At 60.5% G+C, this 26,472-nt stretch carries 23 protein-coding genes and 1 pseudogene; 21 read left to right on the top strand and 3 right to left on the bottom strand.

Annotation, left to right across the window (positions count from 1 at the left end; genetic code table 11):
* The first annotated feature begins 98 nt into the window (after positions 1–98).
* From ELQ88_RS03730 to tauD, 8 genes and pseudogenes are all read left to right on the top strand, one after another.
* Positions 99–2,423 carry a Tex family protein gene (locus tag ELQ88_RS03730; protein WP_128873841.1) on the top strand — a complete coding sequence of 775 codons (2,325 nt, stop codon included), beginning with the start codon at positions 99–101 and terminating at the stop codon, positions 2,421–2,423.
* On the top strand, positions 2,423–2,806 hold the full coding sequence (locus tag ELQ88_RS03725) for a PaaI family thioesterase (protein ID WP_128873842.1): 384 nt from the start codon (positions 2,423–2,425) through the stop codon (positions 2,804–2,806). The genes ELQ88_RS03730 and ELQ88_RS03725 overlap by 1 nt, the downstream gene beginning before the upstream one ends.
* Positions 2,807–3,098: 292 nt before the next feature.
* The gene (gene gshA / locus ELQ88_RS03720) at positions 3,099–4,682 is read left to right on the top strand and encodes a glutamate--cysteine ligase (protein WP_138963722.1); all 1,584 of its coding nucleotides are present in this window, start codon (positions 3,099–3,101) and stop codon (positions 4,680–4,682) included.
* A gap of 110 nt (positions 4,683–4,792) precedes the next feature.
* Positions 4,793–4,867, top strand: a pseudogene (locus ELQ88_RS34510) (outer membrane lipoprotein carrier protein LolA); the annotation flags it as partial.
* A 137-nt stretch (positions 4,868–5,004) separates the two neighbouring features.
* Positions 5,005–5,982, top strand: a complete 978-nt coding sequence (tauA, locus tag ELQ88_RS03715; RefSeq protein ID WP_138963720.1) for a taurine ABC transporter substrate-binding protein — start codon at positions 5,005–5,007, stop codon at positions 5,980–5,982.
* Positions 5,983–5,997: 15 nt separating this feature from the next.
* On the top strand, positions 5,998–6,792 hold the full coding sequence (gene tauB, locus ELQ88_RS03710) for a taurine ABC transporter ATP-binding subunit (protein ID WP_138963718.1): 795 nt from the start codon (positions 5,998–6,000) through the stop codon (positions 6,790–6,792).
* Complete coding sequence (gene tauC / locus ELQ88_RS03705; protein ID WP_128873845.1) at positions 6,789–7,622, top strand: taurine ABC transporter permease TauC; 834 nt, start codon at positions 6,789–6,791, stop codon at positions 7,620–7,622. The genes tauB and tauC overlap by 4 nt, the downstream gene beginning before the upstream one ends.
* 40 nt (positions 7,623–7,662) lie before the next feature.
* Positions 7,663–8,505 (top strand): taurine dioxygenase, encoded by an 843-nt coding sequence (tauD, locus tag ELQ88_RS03700; RefSeq protein WP_128873846.1) that lies wholly within the window; start codon positions 7,663–7,665, stop codon positions 8,503–8,505.
* Between the two features lie 162 nt (positions 8,506–8,667).
* Here the strand turns inward: tauD and mgrA are convergent, their stop codons facing one another.
* The gene (gene mgrA / locus ELQ88_RS03695) at positions 8,668–9,705 is read right to left on the bottom strand and encodes an L-glyceraldehyde 3-phosphate reductase (RefSeq protein WP_128873847.1); all 1,038 of its coding nucleotides are present in this window, start codon (positions 9,703–9,705) and stop codon (positions 8,668–8,670) included.
* A 334-nt stretch (positions 9,706–10,039) separates the two neighbouring features.
* On the opposite strand from mgrA, the gene ELQ88_RS03690 reads away from it, so the two are divergent.
* The gene (locus tag ELQ88_RS03690; RefSeq protein WP_128873848.1) at positions 10,040–10,300 is read left to right on the top strand and encodes a hypothetical protein; all 261 of its coding nucleotides are present in this window, start codon (positions 10,040–10,042) and stop codon (positions 10,298–10,300) included.
* A 26-nt stretch (positions 10,301–10,326) separates the two neighbouring features.
* On the opposite strand, the gene betT is transcribed toward ELQ88_RS03690, so the two are convergent.
* A complete protein-coding gene (gene betT, locus ELQ88_RS03685; RefSeq protein WP_178084735.1) occupies positions 10,327–12,282 on the bottom strand; it encodes a choline transporter BetT in 1,956 nt (651 codons plus the stop codon).
* A 424-nt stretch (positions 12,283–12,706) separates the two neighbouring features.
* A complete protein-coding gene (gene epsC, locus ELQ88_RS03680) occupies positions 12,707–13,633 on the bottom strand; it encodes a serine O-acetyltransferase EpsC (RefSeq protein WP_128873850.1) in 927 nt (308 codons plus the stop codon).
* 296 nt (positions 13,634–13,929) lie between these two features.
* Here epsC and ELQ88_RS03670 point away from each other — a divergent pair, with 296 nt between their 5' ends.
* The 12 genes from ELQ88_RS03670 (at position 13,930) to ELQ88_RS03615 (ending at position 26,429) form a co-directional block, all read left to right on the top strand.
* Positions 13,930–14,922, top strand: coding sequence for a D-cysteine desulfhydrase (locus ELQ88_RS03670; RefSeq protein WP_128873851.1), 993 nt, complete (start codon positions 13,930–13,932; stop codon positions 14,920–14,922).
* A gap of 285 nt (positions 14,923–15,207) precedes the next feature.
* Positions 15,208–16,002 carry a cystine ABC transporter substrate-binding protein gene (gene tcyJ / locus ELQ88_RS03665; RefSeq protein WP_128873852.1) on the top strand — a complete coding sequence of 265 codons (795 nt, stop codon included), beginning with the start codon at positions 15,208–15,210 and terminating at the stop codon, positions 16,000–16,002.
* Positions 16,002–16,667 (top strand): cystine ABC transporter permease, encoded by a 666-nt coding sequence (gene tcyL, locus ELQ88_RS03660; protein WP_128873853.1) that lies wholly within the window; start codon positions 16,002–16,004, stop codon positions 16,665–16,667. Before tcyJ ends, tcyL begins: the two co-directional genes overlap by 1 nt.
* 4 nt (positions 16,668–16,671) lie before the next feature.
* Positions 16,672–17,427 (top strand): L-cystine ABC transporter ATP-binding protein TcyN, encoded by a 756-nt coding sequence (gene tcyN, locus ELQ88_RS03655; RefSeq protein ID WP_128873854.1) that lies wholly within the window; start codon positions 16,672–16,674, stop codon positions 17,425–17,427.
* Positions 17,428–17,906: 479 nt separating this feature from the next.
* Positions 17,907–18,671 carry a hypothetical protein gene (locus ELQ88_RS03650; protein WP_138963714.1) on the top strand — a complete coding sequence of 255 codons (765 nt, stop codon included), beginning with the start codon at positions 17,907–17,909 and terminating at the stop codon, positions 18,669–18,671.
* 324 nt (positions 18,672–18,995) lie between these two features.
* A complete protein-coding gene (locus tag ELQ88_RS03645; protein WP_138963712.1) occupies positions 18,996–20,237 on the top strand; it encodes an SfnB family sulfur acquisition oxidoreductase in 1,242 nt (413 codons plus the stop codon).
* Between the two features lie 38 nt (positions 20,238–20,275).
* On the top strand, positions 20,276–21,469 hold the full coding sequence (locus ELQ88_RS03640; protein ID WP_138963710.1) for an SfnB family sulfur acquisition oxidoreductase: 1,194 nt from the start codon (positions 20,276–20,278) through the stop codon (positions 21,467–21,469).
* On the top strand, positions 21,469–22,836 hold the full coding sequence (locus ELQ88_RS03635; RefSeq protein ID WP_138963708.1) for an LLM class flavin-dependent oxidoreductase: 1,368 nt from the start codon (positions 21,469–21,471) through the stop codon (positions 22,834–22,836). The genes ELQ88_RS03640 and ELQ88_RS03635 overlap by 1 nt, the downstream gene beginning before the upstream one ends.
* Before the next feature lie 128 nt (positions 22,837–22,964).
* Positions 22,965–23,774 (top strand): MetQ/NlpA family ABC transporter substrate-binding protein, encoded by an 810-nt coding sequence (locus tag ELQ88_RS03630; RefSeq protein WP_138963706.1) that lies wholly within the window; start codon positions 22,965–22,967, stop codon positions 23,772–23,774.
* A 2-nt stretch (positions 23,775–23,776) separates the two neighbouring features.
* The gene (locus tag ELQ88_RS03625; protein WP_138963704.1) at positions 23,777–24,910 is read left to right on the top strand and encodes an ATP-binding cassette domain-containing protein; all 1,134 of its coding nucleotides are present in this window, start codon (positions 23,777–23,779) and stop codon (positions 24,908–24,910) included.
* Positions 24,900–25,544 (top strand): methionine ABC transporter permease, encoded by a 645-nt coding sequence (locus ELQ88_RS03620; protein ID WP_128873861.1) that lies wholly within the window; start codon positions 24,900–24,902, stop codon positions 25,542–25,544. Before ELQ88_RS03625 ends, ELQ88_RS03620 begins: the two co-directional genes overlap by 11 nt.
* A 255-nt stretch (positions 25,545–25,799) precedes the next feature.
* The gene (locus tag ELQ88_RS03615) at positions 25,800–26,429 is read left to right on the top strand and encodes a class I SAM-dependent methyltransferase (RefSeq protein ID WP_138963702.1); all 630 of its coding nucleotides are present in this window, start codon (positions 25,800–25,802) and stop codon (positions 26,427–26,429) included.
* Positions 26,430–26,472 lie beyond the last annotated feature (43 nt).

The raw sequence follows: 26,472 nt of genomic DNA, 5'->3' as shown, positions 1-26,472 counted from the left end.
GATCCAGGTAGCGGCGCAGGCCAGGCCGCTCAACCAGACTCGCCGAGCCTTTTACCCGGTGCCTGCGAGCCTGCTTTCACAATTTGTCAGGTGGTTTTATGGACAGCATCAACAGCCGCATCGCCGAGGAACTCGGTGTACGCCCACAACAGGTCGAAGCGGCCGTCGCGCTACTCGATGAAGGCTCCACGGTGCCCTTCATCGCCCGCTACCGGAAAGAAGTGACCGGCAGCCTCGATGACATCCAGCTGCGTCATCTGGAAGAGCGTCTGCGCTACCTGCGAGAACTCGACGAACGGCGTATCAGTATCCTCTCCAGCATCCAGGAGCAAGGCAAGCTGACCCCGCAGCTTGAACGCGACATCAAACTCGCCGACACCAAGACCCGCCTCGAAGACTTGTACCTGCCGTACAAGCAAAAACGCCGCACCAAGGGCCAGATCGCCCTGGAAGCCGGCCTCGGCGAGCTGGCAGACGGCTTGTTCAACGACCCGACCCTGAGCCCTGAAACCGAAGCAGCGCGCTTCATCGACGCCGAAAAAGGCGTCGCAGACGTGAAGGCAGCCCTTGAGGGCGCCAAGTACATCCTGATGGAGCGGTTCGCCGAAGACGCCGGCCTCCTGGACAAGCTGCGCAGCTACCTCAAGCAGGAAGCCACCCTCAGTGCCCGCGTGATCGCCGGCAAGGAAGAGGCAGGCGCCAAGTTCCGCGACTACTTCGAACACGACGAACCGCTGAAAAGCATGCCATCGCACCGCGCCCTGGCGATTTTCCGTGGCCGCAACGAAGGCATCCTCAGCTCTGCGCTGAAAGTCGGCGACGAGCTGCCAGGGACCATGCACCCGTGCGAAGGCATGATCGGCCAGCAATTCGGCATCCAGAACCAGAATCGCGCCGCCGACAAATGGCTGGGTGAAGTGGTGCGCTGGACCTGGAAGGTCAAGCTCTATACGCACCTGGAAACCGACCTGCTGGGTGAGCTGCGCGATGGCGCGGAAACCGAAGCGATCAACGTGTTCGCCCACAACCTGCACGATTTGCTGCTGTCGGCCCCGGCCGGCCCGCGCGCCACCCTGGGCCTCGACCCGGGCCTGCGCACCGGTTGCAAGGTCGCCGTGGTCGATGCCACCGGCAAGCTGCTGGATCACGCCACGGTGTACCCGCATGTGCCGCACAACAAGTGGGACCAGACCCTCGCGATTCTTGCCGCCCTGTGCGCCAAGCATGCGGTGGACCTGATCGCCATCGGCAACGGCACCGCCAGCCGCGAAACCGACAAGCTGGCGGCTGAACTGATCAAAAAATACCCAGCGATGAAGATGACCAAGGTCATGGTGTCCGAGGCCGGCGCATCGGTTTACTCGGCGTCGGAACTGGCTTCCAAGGAATTCCCGGACCTCGACGTGTCGATCCGTGGTGCGGTGTCGATCGCCCGTCGTCTTCAGGATCCGCTGGCCGAACTGGTGAAAATCGATCCGAAGTCCATCGGCGTCGGCCAGTACCAGCACGATGTCTCGCAGCTGAAACTGGCGCGCGGCCTGGATGCTGTGGTCGAGGACTGCGTGAACGCCGTGGGCGTCGACGTCAACACTGCTTCCGTGGCGCTGCTGGCCCGTATCTCCGGCCTCAACGCGACGTTGGCGCAGAACATCGTCAGCCATCGCGACGAGCATGGCGCATTCAAGACCCGTGCGGCGTTGAAGAAAGTCGCGCGCCTGGGCGAAAAAACCTTCGAACAGGCCGCCGGCTTCCTGCGTGTAATGAACGGCGACAACCCGCTGGATTCGTCTGCGGTTCACCCGGAAGCCTATCCGCTGGTTCAGCGCATCGCCGCCGAGACCGACCGCGACATCCGTTCGCTGATCGGCGACGCCACGTTCCTCAAGCGTCTTGACCCGAAGAAGTACACTGACGAGACGTTCGGTCTGCCAACAGTCACCGACATTCTGCAAGAGCTGGAAAAACCGGGTCGCGACCCGCGTCCAGGGTTCAAGACCGCCGAGTTCCAGGAAGGCGTCGAAGACCTCAAGGACCTGCAGCCGGGCATGATCCTCGAAGGCGTGGTGACCAACGTGACGAACTTCGGCGCATTCGTCGACATCGGCGTGCATCAGGACGGTTTGGTGCATATCTCTGCGCTTTCGGAGAAGTTCATCAAGGACCCCCGCGAAGCGGTGAAAGCCGGTGACGTGGTGAAGGTGAAGGTGATGGAAGTGGACATCCCGCGCAAACGCGTAGGCCTGTCGATGCGCATGAGCGACACCCCGGGCGAGAAGATCGACGGTGCCCGTGGCGCGCGTCCTGGTTCGGCTCCGCGCCAGTCCCAGAACAACGCACCGCGCAAGGAAACCACGGCAGCGGCGCCGGCCAACAATGCCATGGCTTCGCTGTTCGCCAACGCCAAGCAGCTGAAGAAACGCTGATGGAGCTGCCTGCCGGCCTGACCGAAAGCGCGTTTTTCAAGCTGCTGGGGTGTCGCTTGCACAGCCTGGAAACCGGGGTGGCGCAAGTCGCCCTGGCGCTTGCGCCAGCGCTGCGCAATCGCGGCGGCAAGCTGCACGGCGGGGCCTTGTTCAGCCTGGTGGACATTGCCATGGGGCTGGCGTGTTCCAGCAGCCATGGCTTTGACCAGCAGAGCGTGACCATCGAATGCAAGATCAACTACATTCGCGCCGTTTCTGACGGTGAAGTGATGTGCACGGCACGGGTCATTCACCCGGGCCGCCGCACGTTGGTGGTCGAAGCTGACGTGATGCAAGGCGACAAACTTGTCGCAAAAGCACAGGGCACGTTCGCTGTCCTATAGCTCCTTACCCACGTTTTGAGTTAATTTCGGCGCAATGAAAGCTGCGCCGCGATTTTCTGTGGGAGCGGGCTTGCTCGCGAATAGGGTGTGTCAGTCAATATTCAAGTCGCCTGACACACCGCTTTCGCGAGCAAGCCCGCTCCCACAGGGTTTGCGGTGATCGCTCCTTGACTGACTGGGATGTGCTCCGTGCTGTTCAAAAACCAGGCGAAAACGCCAGTTTCAAACTCACCCTTGTAGACCGTCTTGCCCACCCCCATATTGGGGCGACTGACGCGTGAAGGAATCCAACTTGAGCGAACTTCTCAACCGCCGCCTGGCTCTGCTCGGCGAGCGCGCTAACCTCTCTCTGCTCGAGCAGTGTCTTCACGGCATCGAACGTGAATGCCTGCGCGTGACCGGCGAAGGTCGCCTGGCGCAAACGCCGCACCCGGAAGAATTGGGTTCCGCGCTGACCAACGAACAAATCACCACCGACTATTCCGAGTCGCTGCTGGAGTTCATCACCCCGGCCCTGCCCGATCCGGCGGACACCTTGGCGAGCCTGGACAGCATTCACCGTTTTGCCTACAGCAAGCTCGGCAACGAGTACCTGTGGAGTCCATCGATGCCGTGCCCGTTGCCGGCCGAGGAAGACATTCCGATCGCCTATTACGGCACCTCCAACATCGGTCAGCTCAAGTACGTCTATCGCAAGGGCCTGGCCCTGCGTTACGGCAAGACCATGCAGTGCATCGCCGGGATCCATTACAACTTTTCCTTGCCGGAGAAGCTCTGGCCGCTGCTCAAGGCGTCTGAAGGTTTTGTCGGCACCGACCGCGACTATCAGTCGTCGGCCTATATCGCGCTGATTCGTAACTTCCGTCGCTACAGCTGGTTGCTGATGTACCTGTTCGGCGCTTCGCCAGCACTGGACGCCGGCTTCCTGCGCGGCCGTTCGCACCAGTTGGAACAACTGGACCCGGATACCCTGTACCTGCCGTACGCCACCAGCTTGCGCATGAGCGACCTGGGCTACCAGAGCAATGCCCAGGCCGGCCTGACGCCCTGCTACAACGATCTGGCCAGCTACACCGACAGCCTGCGCAAAGCGGTGGCCACGCCCTATGCACCCTATGTCGAGATCGGCACGCACAAGGATGGTGAGTGGGTCCAGCTCAACACCAATATCCTGCAGATCGAAAACGAGTACTACTCCAACATCCGCCCCAAACGCGTGACCTACACCGGCGAACGGCCGATCCAGGCGCTGGTGGCCCGTGGCATTCAGTACGTCGAGGTGCGCTGCCTGGACATCAACCCGTTCCTGCCGATGGGCATCGACCTGCCGGAGTCGCGGTTCCTCGACGCATTCCTGCTGTACTGCGCGCTGAACGACAGCCCGCTGCTGACCAACACCTCATGCGGTAACGCGACCTCGAACTTCCTCAGCGTGGTCAAGGAGGGTCGCCGTCCGGGCCTGCAACTGCAACGCGATGGTCAGCCGGTGGATATGAAAGAGTGGGCCAGCGAGTTGCTGGAGAAGATTGCGCCACTGGCGGCGCTGCTGGATCAGAGCCACGGCGGCGAGACCCACAGCAAGGCCTTGGATGCGCAACTGGCCAAGGTCCGGGATCCGTCCCTGACGCCATCGGCCCAGGTGCTGGCGGCAATGGCTGAGCACAAGGAAAGTTTTGCTCAGTTCTCCCTGCGTCAGAGCCAGGTGCATGCGGAGTATTTCCGCAGCGAGCCGTTGAGCACCGAGGAGCAAGCGAAGTTTGAAGAGCGGGCGCGTTCGTCGCTGGCGCAGCAGGTGGAGCTGGAGCAGAACGAAGTCGGCGATTTCGATGTGTTTGTCGGGTCGTATCAGGCAAGCATTTTAGCCATCAGCAACTGACCTCTGAAGCTCCTGCGGACCTCTTCGCCAGCAAGCCGGCTCCTACAGATCCGGGATCCCGCAACGATCGCGGCCCCACACAAACCCCTGTAGGAGCTGGCTTGCCAGCGATGCTCGTCAACGATAACGCTGTGAACCTGACACCTCACGGCGTTCTCAGGTTTTTCGCGAGCAAGCACGCTCCTGCATCGAACGCCGCGGCGCCTCTCCCTTAGAATTTTCCGCTCACAAGCTAATTCTAAAAAGTTATTTATTTTTGAATTCTTAGATCATTTAGTCTCCTTTCACGCCGACACTCGGTCGCCTGACAAGGAGCTTCTCAATGAAACTGAATTTCCCTCTTCGCCTCCTGGCGGCCGCGTCCCTGGCTGCGGCGAGCTTCTTTGCCCAGGCCGCCGACGTCACTGTCGCTTACCAGACCACCGTTGACCCGGCCAAAGTCGCCCAGGCCGACGGCGCCTACGAAAAAGCCACCCACGCCAAAATCGATTGGCGCAAATTCGACAACGGTGCCGACATCATCGCCGCCATCGCTTCCGGCGACGTACAGATCGGCTACCTCGGCTCCAGCCCCCTGACGGCGGCAATCACCCGCAAAGTCCCGGTGCAAACCTTCCTCATCGCCACCCAGATCGGCGCCGCCGAAGCCCTGGTCGCCCGCGACGGTTCCGGGATCAAGACCCCGCAGGACCTGATCGGCAAGAAAATCGCCGTGCCCTTCGTTTCCACCGGCCACTACAGCCTGCTCGCCGCGCTGAAGCACTGGAACATCGACCCGTCGAAAGTCACCGTGCTCAATCTCGCGCCGCCCGCGATCATCGCTGCATGGAAACGCGGTGACATCGACGCCACCTACGTTTGGGACCCGGCGCTCGGTGTGGCCAAGGAAAACGGCAAAGTGCTGATCACCTCTGGCGAACTGGCCAAGTTCGGCGCACCGACCTTCGATGCCTGGATCGTGCGCAAGGACTTCGCCGAGAAGCACCCGGAAATCGTCACCGCGTTCGCCAAAGTGACGCTCGATGCCTACGCCGAATACCGCAAGGATCCGAAAGCCTGGCTCGCCAATCAAAGCAACGTCGACAAGCTGGTGAAACTGTCCGGCGCCAAGGCCGGCGACATCCCATTGCTGCTGCAAGGCAACGTCTACCCGCTGGCGGCAGATCAGGTGATCAGCCTCGGCGCGCCGACCACCAAGGCCATCACCGACACCGCCACGTTCCTCAAGGAACAAGGCAAGGTCGAAGCCGTGCTGCCGGACTACGCCCCCTACGTCAGCGCCAAATACATCACCAACTGATCGGAGTTAACCGCAATGGCTTTGCTTCAGCTGGAGCGCATCAGCGCACAGTACCCAGGTAGCCCTGAACCTGTGCTGGCGGATATATCCTTGAGCCTAGGGCCCCAGCAATTGCTGGTCGCCCTCGGCCCGTCCGGCAGTGGCAAGACTTCGCTGTTGAACCTGATTGCCGGTTTCGTGGAACCCAGCGCCGGACGCATCACCCTTGACGGCGTACCGGTCAAAGGCCCGAGCGCCGAACGTGGCGTAGTGTTTCAGGATGACGCCCTGCTGCCCTGGCAGGACGTGCTGGCCAACGTCGGCTTCGGCCTGGAGCTGGCGGGTGTTTCCCGGGAAAAACGCGAAATCCGCGCCCGGGAAATGCTCGCGCTGGTGGACCTTTCCGGCTTCGAAAACCGGCGCATCTGGCAGCTGTCCGGTGGGCAGAAGCAACGCGTCGGCCTGGCCCGCGCGCTCGCTGCCGATCCTCGAGTGCTGCTGATGGACGAACCCTTCGGCGCGCTCGATGCCTTCACCCGGGAACAGATGCAGGAGCTGCTGCTGCAGGTCTGGCAGCGCACCGCCAAACCGGTTTTTCTGATTACCCATGACATTGAAGAAGCGGTGTTCCTCGCCACGGATCTGATTCTGCTGGCGCCCAATCCTGGACAGATCGTCGAGCGCCTGAGCCTGGATTTCGGCCAGCGCTACGCCGCCGGTGAGCCCGCACGATCGATCAAATCCGACCGGCGTTTTATCGAGACCCGCGAACACGTGCTCGCCAAGGTGTTCTCCCAACGCAGCGCCGCCACGCGGCAGGAGCGCGCATGAGCAGTTATGAAATTCCCGCCGCGGCGGTGAAACCGGGTTCGACGGTGATTGCGCTGCGCCGCAGCCTGAGTACGCGCTGGATCAGCGTGCTGACGCTGGTCGTGCTGATTGCCATTTGGTGGGCCGTTACCGCCACGGGAATGATCGAACCGCTGTTCCTGCCGCCACCGTCCGCCGTGCTGGACAAAGGCTGGCTGTTGGTGACTACCGGCTATATGGATTCGACGTTGTGGCAGCACTTGGGCGCGAGCCTCAGCCGAATCGGCCTGGGCCTCGGTTTCGCGGTGCTGACCGCTGTACCGGTTGGCATTGCCATCGGCCACAACCGCATCGCCCGCGGCATTCTCGATCCGCTGATCGAGTTCTACCGCCCTATCCCGCCACTGGCCTACCTGCCGCTGATCGTGATCTGGTGCGGCATCGGTGAGCTGTCGAAAGTGTTGCTGATCTACCTGGCGATCTTCGCCCCGATTGCCATCGCTACCGCGACCGGCGTGCGCACCGTCGACCCGGCCAAGTTGCGCGCCGCGCAGTCGTTGGGCGCGACCCGGGCGCAGTTGATTCGCCATGTGATTCTGCCGAGCGCCTTGCCGGACATCTTGACCGGTGTGCGCATTGGTCTGGGTGTGGGTTGGTCGACCCTGGTCGCCGCCGAGCTGATCGCTGCCACCAGTGGCCTGGGCTTCATGGTGCAGTCGGCCGCGCAGTTCCTGGTCACCGATGTGGTGGTTCTGGGGATTCTGGTCATCGCCCTGATCGCCTTCGCCATGGAAATGGGCCTGCGCGCCCTGCAACGCAAACTGGTGCCTTGGCATGGCCAGGCTCACTAACCAAACCCCACATCTGGCGCCCCGGATTGAAGAGAAGACCATGAGTAACTTGACGATTGTCCCCCTCAGCTCGGCCCTCGGCGCGCAAATCAGCGGCGTCGACATCAGCCAGCCGCTGAACCTTGAGCAGCGCGACGCGATCGAGCAGGCGCTGCTCAAACATCAGGTGCTGTTTTTCCGTGACCAGCCGATCGAACCGCCGCAGCAGGCGCGTTTCGCTGCCTATTTCGGCGACCTGCACATCCACCCGATCTACCCGAATGTACCGGAGCAGCCCGAAGTGCTGATCCTCGACACCGCCGTCACCGACGTGCGCGACAACGCGATCTGGCACACCGACGTGACCTTCTTGCCGACCCCGGCCATGGGCGCCGTGCTCAGTGCCAAGCTGCTGCCGGAGTTTGGTGGCGACACGCTGTGGGCCAGCGGCATTGCGGCCTATGAAGCACTGTCGGCGCCGCTGAAAAGCTTGCTCGAAGGACTGACCGCCACCCACGACTTCACCCGCTCGTTCCCGCTGGAACGTTATGGCAACACGCCCGAAGCGCTGGCCCAATGGGAAGAAACCCGCAGGAAGAATCCGCCGCTGTCACACCCGGTGATTCGTACGCACCCCGTGAGCGGGCGACGGTCGTTGTTCGTCAATGAAGGTTTCACGTCGAAGATCAACGAACTGTCGGACACCGAAAGCGAGACGATCCTGAAATTGTTGTTCGCCCATTCGACCCGGCCGGAATTCACCATTCGCTGGCGCTGGCAGAAGGATGACGTGGCGTTCTGGGATAACCGCGTGACACAGCACTATGCGGTCGACGATTACCGGCCGGCGCGGCGGGTGATGCAGCGGGCGACGGTGTTGGGGGATGTGCCGTTTTTCAGGTGAAGACCCAGTCTCTTTACTGAATTTGATGGCCCCATCGCGGGCAAGCCCGCTCCCACAGGTCTATCGGTTGACCATAAATCTTTGGCCAAACCAAAAACCTGTGGGAGCGGGCTTGCCCGCGAAGAGGCCGGAACAGACGCCGGAATATCCAGCGCCGAACACTTACTCAGCCGTCGAAGGCTTCTCCCAAAGATTAACCCCGCCCTCTTGGGCAAACCGGTCAATCTCCGCCAACTCCTGCGCGCTGAAGCTCAGATTCTGCAACGCCCCGACATTCTCGATAATCTGCTCCGGCCGGCTCGCGCCGATCAGTGCCGAGGTCACTCGTGGGTCGCGTAACGTCCAGGCCAACGCCAACTGCGCCAGACTCTGGCCACGACGCTGGGCGATTTCATTCAATGCACGCACGTGAGCGATATTGGCTTCGGACAAGTGCGACGCCTGCAACGAACCACCGCCCGGTCGGTTGACCCGCGCATCGGCGGGTACGCCATTGAGGTATTTGTCGGTCAGCAATCCCTGCGCCAGCGGCGTGAAGGCGATGACGCCCGTCCCGAGTTCATCGGTGGTGTCCAACAGGTCCTTTTCTACCCAACGGTTGAGCAGGTTGTAAGCAGGCTGGTGAATCAGCAACGGTACTTTCCACTCTTTGAGCAGCGCCGCCATTTCACGGGTTTTCGCCCCGGAATACGACGAGATGCCAATGTACAGCGCCTTGCCCTGCTGCACCGCGGTGGCCAGTGCGCTGGCGGTTTCTTCCAGCGGGGTATCCGGGTCGAAGCGGTGGGAATAGAAAATATCCACGTAGTCCAGGCCCAGGCGCTGCAGGCTCTGGTCCAGGCTGGCCAGCACGTACTTGCGCGAACCGCCGCCCTGGCCATAAGGGCCGGCCCACATGTCCCAACCGGCCTTGCTCGAGATGATCAATTCGTCACGGTACTGCTTGAAGTCTTCACGCAGCAAACGACCGAAATTGATCTCGGCGCTGCCGTACGGCGGGCCGTAGTTGTTGGCCAGGTCGAAGTGGTTGATGCCCAGGTCGAAAGCCGTGCGCAACAAGGCGCGCTGGGTGTCGATCGGCGTGCTGTCGCCGAAGTTGTGCCACAGGCCCAGGGACAGTGCAGGCAGCACCAGTCCGCTGCGTCCCACGCGGCGGTAAGGAATGGAGTCGTAGCGGTTTTCGGCAGCGGTGTAGGTCATCGAATCCTCTCTTGTGTGTCTTGAAGTTGGTATCGACTGCATCGCAAGTTGGCCAGCATACGCCCAGACAAACGCCGATAAACCTCGGATTCGAGAAATAGCTGAAACGTTTCACAACCGGTGAGAGCGCAAACGCCGCGCCTTGCGACGCCTATGCTCTAGGACAGACGCTGGTTGGGGAGGCGGTATTGATGACGTGCGCTTGCTGGCACCGCAGTGACCCCAATCGCGAGCAGGCTCGCCCCCACAGGGATCGCGGTGATCGTCGTGGAAGCGAGCCTGCTCGCGAAAGCGGCCTCAAAGGCAGCACCCATCTGAAGGGAGGAGACACACCATGCACACCACCATCATCATCTTCTTCGGCCTGGTCCTGCTGGCGCTGATGCTGTTCATCGGCGAACAAATCGGCTTCAGCCGCCAGACGCTGACCTACAGCTTCATCGTGCTATGGCTGGCGCTGACGATGATCAACGGCGCCATCGGCGTGGTCACCGCCGGCCAATCCGTCACCACGGAACTGGTGGTCGGCAGCATTGTGTTTGGCGTGCCAGTGGCGGCGCTGGTGTTGTTCATGGTGTTGAGCACTGACACCTGAACAATCCAGCCCCGCCGCCCGGGGAATCAACGCACCAAATGCAAGAACTGCATGTGCCGCTCGTACTGGTCGAGGATGTCGTTGATGACCTGCTCCTTGGTGTAACCCACCAGATCGTAGTCCTGACTGCCTTCGCTCAAATGCACTTCGGCCCGGTAGTAACGACGGTTGTTGAGCTCCTTGGAGCCCATGCCGCCACGGGCGAAAGACGGCGTGAAGTAGCCACGCATCTGCACCTGATAGATAAACGGATGCTGCTCGCCATGGCCGATTTCCAGGCTGACGCTGTCGTTGGCCGGATCGGGCTGGGCGACGACGTGCAACCCCTTCTCGACGAACACCGCAGTCACTTCTTCAATCGCCGGACGCACCGTCGTCTCGAGGAAACGGTAAACCTCATCCCGCGACGGGAAATGCACCGCCTGACTCAAGCGCTGACGCCACCCGCCACGGCGCGAGCCAGAGACCGGTGCCAGGGAATGCAACTGCGCGATCTGCTTCTGCGATTCCAGATAGAACGCCTTGTGCAGCCCCCACATCATCAACAGCAGAATCAACGAGAACGGCAACGAGGTCAGCACCACCGCTGACTTCAGGGCATCGATGCTGCCGGAGAACAGCAGCGCACTGGTCACCAGTGCGGTCATGGCGCCCCAGAACACCCGCAACCATTTCGGCCCGTCTTCATCTGGATTGCCGCCCTTGGCGGACAGCGTCGACAGCACCACGGTGCCGGAGTCGGCCGAGGTGACGAAGAACACGAAGCTGATGAACACCGTGACCGCGATCACGGTTTTGCTCCACGGATAGGTTTCCAGCAGCAGGTAGAGCGTCATCGATGGATTGTCGACGGCCGACATGCCCAACGCGCTCATCCCGTGATTGAGCACCTGATCGATCGCGCTGTTGCCGAAGATCGACATCCAGGCCAGGGTGAAACCCAGCGGAATCAGCAGCACGCCGAAGACGAATTCACGGATGGTCCGGCCCCGGGAAATCCGCGCGATAAACAGGCCCACGAACGGCGACCATGCAATCCACCAGGCCCAGTAGAACACCGTCCAGCCGCCCAGCCAGTCACTGGGTTTGTCGTAGGCATAGAGGTCGAAACTCTTCATCGGCAAGGCGCCGAGGTAGTCGCCGATGTTCTGGATCAGCGTGTTGAGCAAGTGCTGGGTGGGCCCGGCAAACAACACGAACAGCAGCAGCGCACAGGCCAGCAACATGTTGATGTCGGACATCACTCGCACGCCTTTATCGACGCCGGACACGGCCACCAGGATCGCCGCGCCCATCATCAGCGTGATCAGGCCGACCTGAACCCACTGGGTGTGAGCGATGCCGAACAGGTAGTCCAGTCCCGAGTTGAGGTGCAATACGCCAAAGCCCATGTCGGCGCCGAGGCCGAATACCGTGGCGATGATGCCGAAGCCGTCCACCGCGTAACCGATCGGGCCGTTGATGCGCTTGCCGATCAGCGGATAGAGCGCCGAGCGCAGGGCCAGCGGCAGGTTGTGACGATAGGCAAAGTACGCCAGCGCCATGCCGACGAAGGCGAACACGCCCCAGCCGTGCAGGCCCCAGTGCAGAAACAGAATCTGCATCGCCTGACGCGCCGCGTCCGCCGTACCCGCCTCACCCTGAGGCGGTTGCGCCAAATGGGTCAGCGGTTCGGACACACAAAAGAAAAACAGTGTGATGCTGATGCCGGCAGCGAACAACATGCCGGCCCAGGACAGGTAACTGAATTCGGGTTCGTCGTGGTCGGCACCGAGCTTGATCTTGCCGTAGCCGGACAAGGCGGTGACCACCACGAAGACCAGATACAGGGTCATCGCGAGCATGTAGTACCAGCCGACCGTGTTGGCCGCCCAGTTTTGCGCCGCCAGCAACCAGGCACCGGCTAGTTCGGGCATGGCAATCACGACGATGCCGAACAGCAGAATGAAACTCGCCGAAAAGTAGAACACCGGCGGGTTCATGCGGACCTGGCCGCTTGGAGGAAGGGACGATGCACTCATGAAAGATGCACCTCTCGGGGGTGGAGCAAGGCAATCAGTAACGGACTCGGCAAAGGCAAGCCTCCTGTTGTGAGCGGGCAGCAAACCGGCGGTTTAACTTGAATGAGCGTTCAAGTTAAACATAAATAGGTTGCTAAGGACTAATCGCAGGGCTCGGCGGTGGTGTTGATACGCTAGTTCAAGGATGGGTATGACGCGGGGGTGGGGGGATTCGTTCAGCGGGAAATCAGCTAAATGCCTTTATCTCCGTTCGGCTTGAGACCATTCGCTGGCAAGCCAGCTCCTACAGGTTTTGTGGCGTACGCAAATTCCGTGAACACAAATACCCCTGTAGGCGCTGGCTTGCCAGCGAAGGCGGCGTCATGACCAATAAAGATGTCGGCCCTTACTTCTGCGTCCCATCATCATGCTGCAAATTCGCCTGAGTCAGATTGCTCCCCGCCGGCACGCTGCGGGTCAGCCAGACGTTGCCGCCAATGGTCGAGCCCTTGCCAATGGTGATCCGCCCCAGGATGGTCGCCCCGGCATAGATCACCACATCATCCTCGACAATCGGATGGCGCGGCTGCCCCTTCTGCAACTGACCGTCCTCATCCGCCGGGAAGCGCTTGGCGCCCAGGGTCACGGCCTGATAAATCCGCACACGCTCGCCGATGATGGCGGTCTCGCCGATCACCACGCCCGTCCCATGATCGATGAAGAAGCTGCGACCGATCTGCGCCCCCGGATGGATGTCGATACCGGTGGCGGAGTGGGCGATTTCCGCGCTGATCCGCGCGAGCAGCGGCAGCCCGGCGCGATACAAATGATGGGCAAGGCGATGGTGAATCACCGCCAGGATGCCCGGGTAGCAGAGCAACACTTCATCGACGCTGCGCGCTGCCGGGTCGCCGTGGTAGGCCGCCAGCACGTCGGTGTCCAACAGACTGCGCAAGCCCGGCAGGGCGAGGGCGAAGTCCTGGATGATCTGAATGGTCCTGGCTTCGACTTCAGTCTCGGCCGTGGCGCCGTGGCGGGCGGCGTAGCGCAGTTCCAGTCGCGCCTGAGCCAGCAACGCATTCAATGCCACGTCCAGCGTGTGGCCGACATAGAAGTCTTCGCTCTCTTCGCGCAGGTCCACCGGCCCCAGGCGCATCGGAAACAACGCACCACACAAGGCTTCCAGGATCTCCGCCATGGCCGCTCGGGAAGGCAACTCCCGACCGCCCTGCTCGCCGCTGGCGCGACCGTTTTGGGCACGCCATTCGTCACGCGCCGAACGCAGCTGACTGACGATGGTCTGCAATTGCCAATGGCTGGAACGCTCGCTCACGGTAAAAACTCCTCATGGGCGGCCGGACTGTCTGGCCGCGCTGACGGCGATTACTTTACGCAAGGTCTGGACGACGATTAAGAACCAATTGTGCTGAATCAAACACTTTTGGCTATAAGCGATTGGCGGTTGCCCCGATAAATAGGCGTGCCTATAGTCCTGAGATCTTTTCCCTGTAGGAGCGGGCTTGCTCGCGAAAAACTCGAACCCGCTGCGGGGTGTCAGGCTTATCGCGTTATCGTTAGCGACCATCGCGAGCGAGCTCGCGCCTACCTTCTTGCGCCAGTATGGAAACCATGATCAAACAACAGCTCGCCCGTTTTGACCGCCTCGATCTGCTCGGCCACCCCACGCCACTGGAAAAACTCGAACGCCTGTCGACCTGGCTGGGCCGCGACCTCTACGTCAAACGCGATGACCTGACGCCGCTGGCCATGGGTGGCAACAAGCTGCGCAAGCTCGAATACCTGGCGGCCGATGCCCTGGCACAAGGCGCAGACACGTTGATTACCGCGGGTGCGCTTCAGTCCAACCATGTGCGCCAAACCGCCGCCGTTGCGGCCCGGCTGGGTCTGGGCTGCGTGGCACTGCTGGAAAATCCTCTGGGCACCGACGACGCCAACTATGTCGGCAACGGCAATCGGCTGTTGCTGGATCTGTTCGATGCCAAGGTTGAGCTGGTAGAAAACCTGGATAACGCCGACGAACAGTTGGAGGCGTTGGCCGCACGCCTGCGCAGCAACGGCAAAAAGCCGTATCTGGTGCCGATTGGCGGCTCGAATGCATTGGGCGCCTTGGGTTATGTGCGCGCCGGGTTGGAACTGGCCGAGCAGATCAAGGACACCGGCATCACCTTCGCCGCTGTGGTGCTGGCCTCGGGCAGCGCCGGCACGCACAGTGGCCTGGCGCTGGCATTGAGCGAAGCACTGCCGCAATTGCCGGTGATTGGCGTCACGGTTTCACGCAGCGATGAAGATCAGCGACCGAAGGTCCAGGGCCTCGCCGAGCGGACGGCGAAGTTGTTGGAAATGAGCTTGCCTGCGAGTTTCAAAGTCGAACTGTGGGACGAATATTTCGGCCCACGCTATGGCGAGCCGAATGCCGGGACACTGGCGGCGGTAAAGCTGGTGGCGAGCCAGGAAGGTTTGCTGCTCGACCCGGTTTATACCGGTAAAGCCATGGCCGGGTTGTTGGATGGGATTGGGCGCCAGCGTTTTGATGAGGGGCCGATTATCTTCCTGCACACCGGTGGGGCGCCGGCGTTGTTTGCCTATAAGGATTTTCTGTAACCGAAGCTTATGATCAGCCTGCGGCAGCTCCTACGGGTGTACGCCGCTCCATGTAGGAGCTGGCGCAGGCTGCGATCTTTCTGAAGCCGCCATATATTCTAAAAAAAGAATAATAAAATTTATATTTATTATTTTCCAATCTAAAAACCTCATCATATAGTCGCGCCGCAGGCGAATTTGAAACAAGACGCATAGACTGCTTTAGGGCAGGATATCGCAGTCGTTCAAATCCCGAATTTGCCAACTTTCCTAAAGCGTCTTCATAAGAAAACACAGGGGCTTGTCATGAATTTTTCCGCATTACGTCGAAACCTGCTGGTCGGTTCGCTCGGCCTGGCACTCAGCGCCGGCCTGTTGGGGCAAGCGGTTGCCGGGGAGCAGCTGCAGAAAATCAAGGACGCCGGCGTGATCAACGTGGGTCTGGAAGGCACTTACCCTCCGTTCAGTTTCGTCGACGCCGACGGCAAACTGGCCGGCTTCGAAGTCGAGTTCTCCGAAGCCCTGGCCAAAGAGCTGGGCGTGAAGGTCAAACTGCAACCGACCAAATGGGATGGCATTCTCGCCGCCCTGGAATCCAAGCGTCTGGACGCCGTGGTCAACCAGGTGACCATTTCCGAAGAGCGCAAGAAGAAGTATGACTTCTCCGAGCCGTACACCGTTTCCGGGATTCAGGCGCTGGTTCTGACCAAGAACAAAGACACCATCAAGACCGCCGCCGATCTGGCCGGCAAGAAAGTCGGTGTAGGCCTGGGCACCAACTACGAACAATGGCTCAAGGAGAACCAACCGAAAGCCATCATCAAGACCTATGACGATGATCCGACCAAGTTCCAGGATCTGCGCGTCGGCCGCATCGACGCCATTCTGATCGACCGCCTCGCCGCACTGGAATACGCCAAGAAGGCCAAGGACACTGTCGCCGCCGGCGAAGCGTTCTCCCGTCAGGAAGCCGGTATTGCCCTGCGCAAAGGCGAGCCTGAGTTGCTGGCGGCGGTGAACAAAGCCATCGACAAGCTGCGGGCCGACGGTACGCTGAAAAAGCTTTCGGAAAAGTACTTCAGCGCTGACGTCACTCAATAATGGAAGAAGCTTTCCAACTCGCACTGGACTCCTTGCCCTTCCTGCTCAAAGGGGCCTACTACACGGTCATCTTGAGCCTGGGCGGGATGTTCTTCGGCCTCATGCTGGGCTTCGGCCTGGCACTGATGCGACTGTCGCGCTTCAAGCTGGTGAGCTGGATCGCCCGCATCTACGTGTCGTTCTTTCGCGGCACGCCGTTGCTGGTGCAACTGTTCGTGATCTATTACGGCTTGCCGCAGTTGGGCATGGAACTCGATCCGCTGCCGGCGGCCCTGATCGGCTTCTCGCTGAACATGGCCGCTTACGCCTGTGAAATCCTGCGTTCCGCGATCAGCTCCATCGAGCGCGGTCAGTGGGAAGCTGCCGCCAGCATCGGCATGACCCGTGCGCAGACCCTGCGCCGGGCCATCATCCCGCAAGCGATGCGCACCGCATTGCCGCCGCTGGGCAACAGCTTCATTTCGCTGGTCAAGGACACTGCGCTGGCCGCCACCATCCAGGTGCCGGAGCTGTTCCGCCAGGCGCAGCTGATCACGGCACGCACCTTCGAAGTGTTCACCATGTACCTTGCCGCCGCACTGATCTACTGGGTTCTGGCCACGGTGCTCTCGCACCTGCAGAACAAGTTGGAAGAGCGGGTCAATCGGCACGACCAGGAGTCCTGACCCAATGATTGTCGTGGAAAAACTGACAAAGCAGTTCAAGGGTCAAGTGGTGCTCAACGGCATCGATCTGCAAGTGAAGGAAGGTGAGGTGGTGGCGATCATCGGGCCTAGCGGCTCGGGTAAAACCACCTTCCTGCGTTGCCTGAATTTCCTGGAGGAACCCACCAGCGGCCGGATCAAGGTCGGTGACATCGAGATCGATGGCAGCCGTCCGCTGAACCAGCAGCAAGGCCTGGTGCGACGTTTGCGCCAGCACGTGGGTTTCGTGTTCCAGAACTTCAACCTGTTCCCTCATCGCACCGCCCTGGAAAACGTTATCGAAGGCCCGATCATCGTAAAGAAGATCCCGCACGCCGAAGCCGTCGCCCTGGGTAAAAAGCTGATGGCCAGGGTCGGTCTGGCGGGCAAGGAAGACGCTTACCCGCGTCGCCTGTCCGGTGGCCAGCAACAGCGTGTGGCCATTGCCCGCGCACTGGCGATGGAGCCGGAAGTGATTCTGTTCGACGAACCCACCTCGGCCCTCGACCCCGAGTTGGTGGGCGAAGTACTGGCGACCATCCGCAGCCTGGCCGAAGAGAGGCGCACCATGGTCATCGTCACCCACGAAATGGGGTTCGCCCGGGACGTGGCCAACCGTGTGGTATTTTTCGATAAAGGGGTGATCGTCGAGCAAGGCGAAGCCAAGGCATTGTTTGCCAATCCGAAAGAAGAACGGACGAAACAGTTTCTCAGCAAGTTTCTGAATAACGCTCACTCCTGAAACACCCGCGCAATACGGGTCGACTTCCATGGATGGAAGTCCTTTCCCCCTTCAATAAAATCCCCCGTTACTTAATAGCATGTGTCCGCACAACCTATGATTTGTTGTCAGCGTGCGCGATACAAATATATGCCCTGTCACAGATTGCCCCCCTCTAATACTCTGAAAAACGAATGGGCTGACAGACGTACAGCCACCACCTCACCTCAATAGACCGGGCGCTTTGACAGGTATGTTCGACGGATTGACGTGGCTTATTAACTTCAACGCGTAGGAACTTTCTGAATTACTCGGGATTGGGTATTTGACTAAACCGCTCTATTGACACGTATTCAAGCGCACTCTTATCTAGTCCCAACAATTGATTTTCACCACGCCCAATCATTATTTCAATTCAAGTAATGAACGGTTTTGCTGTTCGGACTCCGCATTTTTGATTTTCAGAAATGGACTTCGTTGCAAGACTTCAAGGAGAACCCATGAAAAGCCTCTCGAACAAACCCGAACTGGCTGTGCCGTCCCTGGCGCAATCACACAAGAACGGCATCAACATCACCTCGGCGGCTCACCTGCTGGTCGACGTGGCGCCCTATCCCGGCATGGATGAAGGTGACCTGATCGAACTGTTCTGGGACAACTGCTACGTGGCCTCCAGGGTGCTGAGTGCCCATGATGTCGGCCACACCGTCAGCCTGCGAGTGCCGCAAAGCTTTATTGCCAACGGTGTTTCACGCATCCACTACCGGCTCATGCAAGTCGGGCAAGGAGCAGCCCTGTCACCCGCCGTGCGCGTCCAGATCAAACTCGACTGCCCCGGTGGCCAACCCCCCGCAATGTTCGCCGACGAAAACCAGTGCCTGGCGCCAGTGAGCCTCCCCGAGACCATTCGCCGCCAGGGAGTCAATGCGAATCAGATCAAGCGCGGCGTCCCGGTGACCATCGAGCCGTACCTGAACATGGCCGCCGACGACGAAATCACCCTGCGCTGGGGCGATGTGCGCATGGACCTGCCAAGGCTCAGGGCGGGCGACGTCGGCCAGCCGATCCAGGTCTGGGTGCCACCGGCAATCATTCTTGAAGCCGGGGAAGACCTTCGGCTGGAGGTGACGTACTGCATCCTCGATCGGGTCGGTAACAACTCGCGCTGGGCACCGCCGCGCCGGTTGAAGATTGGTTGTGCGAACCCGTACTTGAAGGCCCGGCCGAAGGAACTGCTCATGGTGGCCGAAGCCCGCAAACACTGAGATCCCCTGTAGGAGCGAGCTTGCTCGCGATGGACCCAAGAGCGCCGCGTTTAGCCAGTAAACATGCGTTATCGTTAACGACCATCGCGAGCAAGCTCGCTCCAACAGGGATATGTAATAGCTCTTCTATCTATATTCCTAAAAGTTAGTTTATTTTATTTTTATACACGCTTAGGGTATATGCACCGGACCACCGGACATTCTTGTTTTTACTTCGTCGCAACCATCGCGGCGTTCCATGAGATGTGAGGTAGGTATGATCCGGAACACAATCACCCCAGTGCAGATCGCCAGGGCATTGCGTGCAGCCAAGGAGCGGCACTGATGTCCAGTCTGGCAGAAGCAACCCTCCAGAGTGATCTGGATATCGCCCCCCTGTTGTTGCCCGCGCAGGTTTTGCGCAACGATGCACAAGCCATCAAGGCCGCCCATGAACTGGCGCAGGTCGCCCGCCTGCAGGCAGCCAGGCGTGACCAGCAGCGCAAGCTGCCGTGGTCGGAAATCGAACAGTTCACCCGCAGCGGCCTGGGCAGCATTGCCATCCCTCGCGAGTACGGTGGCCCGCAGGTTTCGTTCGTGACAGTCGCCGATGTGTTCGCGATCATTTCCGCGGCGGATCCGGCACTCGGGCAAATCCCGCAGAACCAGTTCGGCATCCTCAACCTGGTGCTTGGCAGCGCCACCGAATCACAGAAAAAGCAGCTGTTCAAAAGCGTGCTCGAAGGCTGGCGGGTCGGGAATGCCGGACCGGAACGCGGCACCAAAAACACCCTGGAACTCAAAGCGCGGATCACCGCCGACGGCGATGGCTTCGTCATCAACGGCCAGAAGTTTTATTCAACCGGCGCCCTGTTCGCCCACTGGGTCGCGGTCAAGGCGCTGAACGACAATGGCAGGCAAGTGCTGGCCTTCGTCCGCCGTGGCACACCCGGTTTGCGCATCGTCGATGACTGGTCCGGTTTCGGTCAGCGCACCACCGCCAGCGGCACGATTTTGCTCAACAACGTGCGGGTCGACGCCGAACTGGTGGTAGAGACCTGGAAGATCAACGACAAACCGAACATCCAGGGCGCAGTCTCGCAATTGATCCAAGCGGCCATCGATGCCGGTATCGCCCGGGGCGCTATCGACGACGCCATCGAATTCGTGAAAACCCGCGCCCGGCCCTGGATCGATGCCAATGTCGACAGGGCCAGCGATGACCTCTACGTGATCGCCGACATCGGCAAACTGAAAATCGAACTGCACGCCGCCGAAGCGCTGCTGCGCAAGGCCGGGCAAGTGCTCGATCAGGTCAACGCCGCACCGCTCACTGCCGAATCCGCCGCCCGCGCCTCGATAGCCGTGGCCGAAGCCAAGGTGCTGACCACCGAGATCTCGCTGCTGGCCAGCGAAAAACTCTTCGAACTGGCCGGCAGCCGCGCCACCCTCGCCGAATTCAACCTCGACCGCCACTGGCGCAATGCTCGCGTGCACACCCTGCACGACCCGGTGCGCTGGAAATATCACGCCGTCGGCACTTACCACTTGAACGGCACTTTACCCGCGCGCCACTCCTGGATTTGAAGACCAGAACCCTTTTGACCAGATCTCTGGAGAAACACATGACTTTTTCTCACCACGTCGCGGTCATAACCAGCGATGAGCAAGCCCTGATTGTCGCCAGTGACCTGGCCGAAGATTTCAAACGCGACAGCGCCCTGCGCGACCGCGAACGGCGTTTGCCACACCCGGAACTGGAAGTGTTTTCCTGCTCGGGCCTGTGGGGCATCAGCGTGCCCAAGGAATACGGCGGTGCCGGCGTTTCCAATGTCACGCTGGCCAAGGTGATCGCGCTGATTGCGCAGGCCGACGGTTCTCTTGGACAAATTCCGCAGAACCATTTCTATGCCCTCGAAGTGCTGCGCGTGAATGGCAGCGCCGAGCAGAAAAAACGTCTGTACGCAGAAGTATTGGCCGGTCAACGCTTCGGCAATGCCCTGGCCGAACTCGGCACCAAAACCGCCCACGACCGCGTTACCCGCCTCACTCGCGACGGTGAGGGTTACCGCATCAACGGCCGCAAGTTCTACGCCACCGGCGCCATTTACGCCCAACGTATCCCGACCTCGGTGGTGGATGAACACGGCGTGCAGCAACTGGCTTTCGTGCCCCGCAACAGCAAAGGCCTGACGGTCATCGACGACTGGAGCGGTTTCGGCCAGCGCACCACCGGCAGCGGTTCGGTGGTCTTTGAAGACGTCTTTGTCGCCGCCGAAGACGTGATCCCGTTCCAGAGCGCTTTCGAGCGTCCGACCACCGTCGGCCCGCTGGCGCAGATTCTTCACGCCGCCATCGACACCGGCATCGCCCGCGCCGCCTATGAAGATGCGTTGCACTTCGTGCGCACCAGGACCCGGCCGTGGATCGATGCCGGCAACGACAACGCCACCGAAGACCCCCTGACCCTCAAGAGCTTCGGTCACTTGAGCATTCGCCTGCACGCCACCGAAGCGCTGCTGGAACGCGCCGGCGAATTCCTCGACAAGGCCCAGGCCCAGACTGACGCACAGACCGTCGCCGCCGCGTCGATTGCCGTCGCCGAAGCCCGGGCCATCAGTACCGAAATTTCTCTTGCCGCCGGCAGCACGCTGTTCGAATTGGCCGGCAGTCAGGCCACGCTGGCCGAACACGGCCTGGATCGCCACTGGCGCAACGCTCGGGTGCATACCCTGCACGACCCGGTGCGCTGGAAGTATCACGCCGTCGGCAACTACTACCTCAACGATGAAAACCCGCCGTTGCGGGGGACCCTCTAATGGTCCCCCCTCAAACAAGCAAAAAAAAGATCCTGCTCAACGCCTTCAACATGAATTGCATCGGGCACATCAACCATGGCCTGTGGACGCATCCACGGGACAACTCCACCCAGTACAAAACCATCGAATACTGGACCGAACTGGCACAACTGTTGGAGCGCGGGCTGTTCGACGGGCTGTTCATCGCCGACATCGTCGGGGTGTACGACGTCTACCAGCACTCGGTGGACGTGCCGTTGCAAGAGTCGATTCAGTTGCCGGTCAACGATCCGCTGCTCCTGGTCTCGGCCATGGCCGCCGTCACCAAAAACCTCGGCTTCGGCCTGACCGCCAACCTGACCTACGAAGCGCCGTACCTGTTCGCCCGGCGGATGTCGACCCTCGATCACCTGAGCCGCGGTCGGGTCGGCTGGAACATCGTCACCGGCTACCTCGACAGCGCCGCCAAGGCCATGGGCCTGAGCGAACAGGTCGAGCACGACCGCCGCTACGACCAGGCCGACGAATACCTGCAAGTGCTCTACAAACTCTGGGAAGGCAGCTGGGAAGACGGCGCGGTGCTCAACGATCCAAAGCAACGGATCTACGCCCAACCGGAGAAAGTGCACAAGGTCGAGCACAAGGGCGAGTTCTATCAGGTCGAGGGTTATCACCTCTGCGAGCCCTCGCCGCAACGCACGCCGGTGCTGTTCCAGGCGGGCAGTTCCGATCGCGGTTTGCAGTTCGCCGGGCGCCATGCCGAGTGCGTGTTCATCAGCGGCCAGAACAAACCGTCGACCAAGACCCAGGTGGACAAGGTTCGCGCCAGCGCGGTCGAGGCCGGACGCAACCCCGGGGACATCAAGGTGTTCATGGGGCTGAATGTGATTGTCGGCGCCACTGAAGAGCAAGCCTGGGCCAAGCATGCCGAGTACCTGAGCTACGCCAGTGCCGAGGCCGGGGTGGCACATTTCTCGGCGTCCACCGGGATTGATTTTTCCCAGTACGCGATCGATGAGCCGATCCAGTACGTCAAAAGCAACGCCATCCAGTCCGCCACCAAAAACCTGCAAAACAACGACTGGACCCGACGCAAGTTGCTCGAACAACACGCCCTCGGCGGGCGCTACATCACGGTGGTGGGTTCGCCTGGGCAAGTGGCCGATGAGCTGGAATCGTGGATCGCCGAAACCGGGCTCGATGGCTTCAACCTGACGCGGATTGTCACCCCGGAAAGCTACGTGGATTTCATTGAGCTGGTGGTTCCGGAGTTGCAGCGTCGAGGGTCGTACAAGACGGCTTACGACAATGGCTCTTTGCGCGAAAAGCTGTTTCACGAAGGGGCGCATCTGCCTGTGCAACATACCGGTTCAACGCACCGCCGCTAAAAGCTTCGCTGGCAAGCCAGCTCCTACACAGGGTCTGCGAACGCTATAGATCCCCTGTAGGCGCTGGCTTGCCAGCGAAGAGGCCCGCCCAAACACCCAAAATTTATGCACTGACTGGAAACCCCACCATGACCAAGACCTACCTCTCCCACCCAGTCAAAGCACTGGCCCTGGCCCTAGGCCTCTTCAGCTCCACCCTCTTCGCCGCCGACGCGCCGCTGAAAGTCGGCACCACCGCCGCCTTCGCCATCCCCCTCGAAGCCGCCGTCGAAGAAGCCAAGAAACAAGGCCTGCAAGTCGACCTGGTGGAATTCAGCGACTGGATCGCCCCCAACGTCAGCCTCGCCGCCGGCGACATCGACGTGAACTACTTCCAGCACATCCCGTTCCTGGAAAACGCCAAGGCCGCCGCCGGTTTTGACCTGGTGCCCTTCGCCCCGGGGATCATCAACAACGTCGGCCTCTACTCGAAAAAATACAAAAGCTTCGACGGGCTGCCCGAAGGCGCCAGCGTGGCCATCGCCAACGACCCGATCAACAGCGGGCGTGGCCTGCAACTGCTGGCCAAGGCTGGCTTGATCACACTCAAACCGGGGGTCGGCTACAAGGCCACCGAAGAAGACATCGTCGCCAATCCGAAGAAAATAAAAATCCTTCAGGTCGAAGCCGTGCAACTGGTGCGCGCCTACGATGACGCCGACCTGGTCCAGGGCTACCCGGCCTACATCCGCCTGTCGAAGACCTTCGATGCCGGCTCTGCCCTGCTGTTCGACGGCCTCGATCACAAGGAATACGTGATTCAGTTCGTGATCCAGCCGACAAGCAAAACCGACCCGCGCCTGATCAAGTTCGTCGATATCTATCAGCACTCACCCGCCGTTCGCGCAGCCTTGGATAAAGCCCATGGCAAGCTCTACCAAGCCGGTTGGGAAAGCTGAACATGACGGCCGCGATCCAACGGCGACTGGAGATTCCAGAGCCCCGCCCAATCCCGGAGCATGTCGAACAGACCGAACTGCACCCGGACCTTAATCGCGCCCACGTGCGCTTCATCGGCCTGGGCAAAACCTACAACGGCCAGCAAGGTCCTGTGGCGGCATTGCACGGCATCGACCTGGCGATCCAGCGCGGTGAAGTGTTCGGCATCATCGGTCGCAGCGGCGCCGGCAAGTCGTCGCTGATCCGCACCATCAACCGCCTCGAACAACCGAGCACCGGGCGGGTGCTGATCGATCAAGTCGATATTGGCGAGTTCGATGAAGACCGCCTGGTGGCGTTGCGTCGACGGATCGGCATGATCTTCCAGCACTTCAACCTGATGTCGGCCAAGACCGTCTGGCAGAACGTCGAATTACCGCTGAAAGTGGCAGGGGTACCCAAAGAAAAACGCGAGCAGAAAGTCCGTGAATTACTGGACCTGGTAGGCCTGCAGGAAAAGCACAAAGCTTATCCGGCGCAGCTGTCAGGCGGGCAGAAACAGCGTGTCGGCATCGCCCGGGCGCTGGTCCACGATCCGGCGATTTTGCTGTGCGACGAAGCGACTTCAGCGCTGGATCCGGAGACCACGCAATCGATCCTCGGCCTGCTGCGCGAGATCAATCAACGCTTGGGCCTGACCATTGTGCTGATCACCCATGAGATGGCGGTGATTCGCGATATCTGCGACCGGGTCGTGGTGCTGGAGCATGGACGAATCGTCGAGCAAGGGCCGGTATGGGAAGTGTTCGGCAACCCGCAGCATGAGGTCAGCAAGACGTTGCTGGCGCCGTTGCAACACGCACTGCCGGAAGAATTGCACAGCCGGTTGCGCTCGCAGCCCACGTCCGCCGAGGACGCCGTGGTGCTGCGACTGCAATTCACCGGAGCAGCGCATGAAGAACCAGACGTGGCCGCACTGTTCAGCGCCCTCGGTGGTCGCGTGCGCTTGCTGCAAGGTGGCATCGAACGGATTCAGGGCCATGCCCTCGGGCAATTGCTGCTGGCGGTAACCGGTTCGTCCCTCAGTGCCGAAGAATTACGTCAGCGCGCGGGCCATTGGGCGCAACAGGTGGAGGTGTTGGGTTATGTGGTTTGATCGCTTGCTGCAAGGTTTCATCGACACCTTCCTGATGGTCGGTGTGTCTTCGTTGATTGCGCTGCTGGCGGGTATTCCCTTGGCTGTGATCCTGGTGACGAGTTCCAAAGGTGGCATCTACGAAGCACCGGCGCTGAATCGCGCATTAGGCGCGTTCGTGAACCTGTTTCGCTCGATTCCGTTTTTGATTTTGATGGTGGCGCTGATTCCGTTTACCCGGCTGATTGTCGGCACCACTTACGGTGTCTGGGCCGCTGTCGTGCCGCTGACCATTGCCGCCACGCCGTTCTTTGCACGTATTGCCGAAGTCAGCTTGCGCGAAGTCGACCACGGGCTGATCGAAGCAGCGCAGGCGATGGGGTGCCGGCGTTGGCATATCGTCTGGCATGTGCTGTTGCCTGAAGCGTTGCCGGGGATTGTCGGGGGGTTCACGATTACCTTGGTGACCATGATCAACTCCTCGGCCATGGCCGGGGCGATTGGGGCCGGTGGGTTGGGCGACATTGCCTATCGGTATGGCTATCAGCGATTTGACAGCCAGATCATGTTGACGGTGATTGTGTTGCTGGTGGTGTTGGTGGCATTCATTCAATTGGGGGGCGATAGATTGGCGCGAGGTTTGAACAAGCGTTAAGCAAAGATCAAAAGACCCCAGCCTGCGGCAGCTCCGATCGATTTCTCCATCGGGCATTCGCTGGAGTTCGCCAAGGCGATGGTTGATCGGTTGATTGATTGTCTGGGGATGAAGAAAGCCAAGTCTGATCCAATCCATTAGGCGCCAGTGATATCGCCATCGCGAGCAAGCTCGCTCCTACAGGGAATGGCTGCGCAGCAGGCCCAGGCCTGATGGCGTATATTCGGCGTATCCACATTGCCTGCGCAGCCGACCATGAAACAGACTCCCTCCGACCTCGAGCAGATTACTTCCACCACCCTGGGCCATTACAATTCGGTGGCCGAAGGGTTTCGCGAGGGCACCCGCGATCACGATGTCAGCCAGAACATCGATGCCCTGATGCGGCATATTCAGGGTGAGGCGCCGTTCGACATTCTTGACTTTGGCTGTGGGCCCGGGCGTGATTTGCAGACGTTCACGCGCATGGGCCATACCGCTGTCGGGCTCGATGGATCGGAGAAGCTTGCGCAGATGGCGCGCGAGGACAGCGGTTGCGAGGTCTGGCAGCAGGACTTTCTGAAACTCGATTTGCCGGCTGAACGTTTCGACGGGATTTTTGCCAATGCAGTGCTGTTCCACATTCCGCGGCAGGAGTTGCCACGAGTGTTGAAGGAACTGCGTGGGGCGTTGAAACCGGGTGGTGTGTTGTTCAGTTCCAATCCGCGTGGGGACAATCAGGAGGGGTGGAACGGGCCGCGTTATGGGGCGTATCACGATCTTCAGGCGTGGCAGCAATTGCTGACTGAGGCGGGGTTTGTCGAGCTGGAGCATTACTACCGGCCGGCGGGGTTGCCGCGGGAGCAGCAGCCTTGGTTGGCCAGTGTTTGGCGTAAGACGGTGTAGTCAGTTCTGACGCCTTCGCTGGCAAGCCAGCTCCTACAGGGGA

The organism is Pseudomonas sp. MPC6 (genome assembly GCF_006094435.1).
GTDB lineage: Bacteria > Pseudomonadota > Gammaproteobacteria > Pseudomonadales > Pseudomonadaceae > Aquipseudomonas.
Note: the sequence above shows the minus strand (reverse complement) of the source record. Positions and strands in the feature narration are given on the sequence as shown.

What these genes read in the sequence shown, in the direction of transcription:
- ELQ88_RS03730 (WP_128873841.1), top strand. Translation starts at nt 99, where the DNA reads ATGGACAGCATCAACAGCCGCATCGCCGAGGAACTCGGTGTACGCCCA.
- ELQ88_RS03725 (WP_128873842.1), top strand. Translation starts at nt 2,423, where the DNA reads ATGGAGCTGCCTGCCGGCCTGACCGAAAGCGCGTTTTTCAAGCTGCTG.
- tauA (WP_138963720.1), top strand. Translation starts at nt 5,005, where the DNA reads ATGAAACTGAATTTCCCTCTTCGCCTCCTGGCGGCCGCGTCCCTGGCT.
- tauB (WP_138963718.1), top strand. Translation starts at nt 5,998, where the DNA reads ATGGCTTTGCTTCAGCTGGAGCGCATCAGCGCACAGTACCCAGGTAGC.
- tauC (WP_128873845.1), top strand. Translation starts at nt 6,789, where the DNA reads ATGAGCAGTTATGAAATTCCCGCCGCGGCGGTGAAACCGGGTTCGACG.
- tauD (WP_128873846.1), top strand. Translation starts at nt 7,663, where the DNA reads ATGAGTAACTTGACGATTGTCCCCCTCAGCTCGGCCCTCGGCGCGCAA.
- mgrA (WP_128873847.1), bottom strand. Translation starts at nt 9,705, where the DNA reads ATGACCTACACCGCTGCCGAAAACCGCTACGACTCCATTCCTTACCGC.
- ELQ88_RS03690 (WP_128873848.1), top strand. Translation starts at nt 10,040, where the DNA reads ATGCACACCACCATCATCATCTTCTTCGGCCTGGTCCTGCTGGCGCTG.
- betT (WP_178084735.1), bottom strand. Translation starts at nt 12,282, where the DNA reads ATGAACCCGCCGGTGTTCTACTTTTCGGCGAGTTTCATTCTGCTGTTC.
- ELQ88_RS03670 (WP_128873851.1), top strand. Translation starts at nt 13,930, where the DNA reads ATGATCAAACAACAGCTCGCCCGTTTTGACCGCCTCGATCTGCTCGGC.
- tcyJ (WP_128873852.1), top strand. Translation starts at nt 15,208, where the DNA reads ATGAATTTTTCCGCATTACGTCGAAACCTGCTGGTCGGTTCGCTCGGC.
- tcyL (WP_128873853.1), top strand. Translation starts at nt 16,002, where the DNA reads ATGGAAGAAGCTTTCCAACTCGCACTGGACTCCTTGCCCTTCCTGCTC.
- tcyN (WP_128873854.1), top strand. Translation starts at nt 16,672, where the DNA reads ATGATTGTCGTGGAAAAACTGACAAAGCAGTTCAAGGGTCAAGTGGTG.
- ELQ88_RS03650 (WP_138963714.1), top strand. Translation starts at nt 17,907, where the DNA reads ATGAAAAGCCTCTCGAACAAACCCGAACTGGCTGTGCCGTCCCTGGCG.
- ELQ88_RS03645 (WP_138963712.1), top strand. Translation starts at nt 18,996, where the DNA reads ATGTCCAGTCTGGCAGAAGCAACCCTCCAGAGTGATCTGGATATCGCC.
- ELQ88_RS03640 (WP_138963710.1), top strand. Translation starts at nt 20,276, where the DNA reads ATGACTTTTTCTCACCACGTCGCGGTCATAACCAGCGATGAGCAAGCC.
- ELQ88_RS03635 (WP_138963708.1), top strand. Translation starts at nt 21,469, where the DNA reads ATGGTCCCCCCTCAAACAAGCAAAAAAAAGATCCTGCTCAACGCCTTC.
- ELQ88_RS03630 (WP_138963706.1), top strand. Translation starts at nt 22,965, where the DNA reads ATGACCAAGACCTACCTCTCCCACCCAGTCAAAGCACTGGCCCTGGCC.
- ELQ88_RS03625 (WP_138963704.1), top strand. Translation starts at nt 23,777, where the DNA reads ATGACGGCCGCGATCCAACGGCGACTGGAGATTCCAGAGCCCCGCCCA.
- ELQ88_RS03620 (WP_128873861.1), top strand. Translation starts at nt 24,900, where the DNA reads ATGTGGTTTGATCGCTTGCTGCAAGGTTTCATCGACACCTTCCTGATG.
- ELQ88_RS03615 (WP_138963702.1), top strand. Translation starts at nt 25,800, where the DNA reads ATGAAACAGACTCCCTCCGACCTCGAGCAGATTACTTCCACCACCCTG.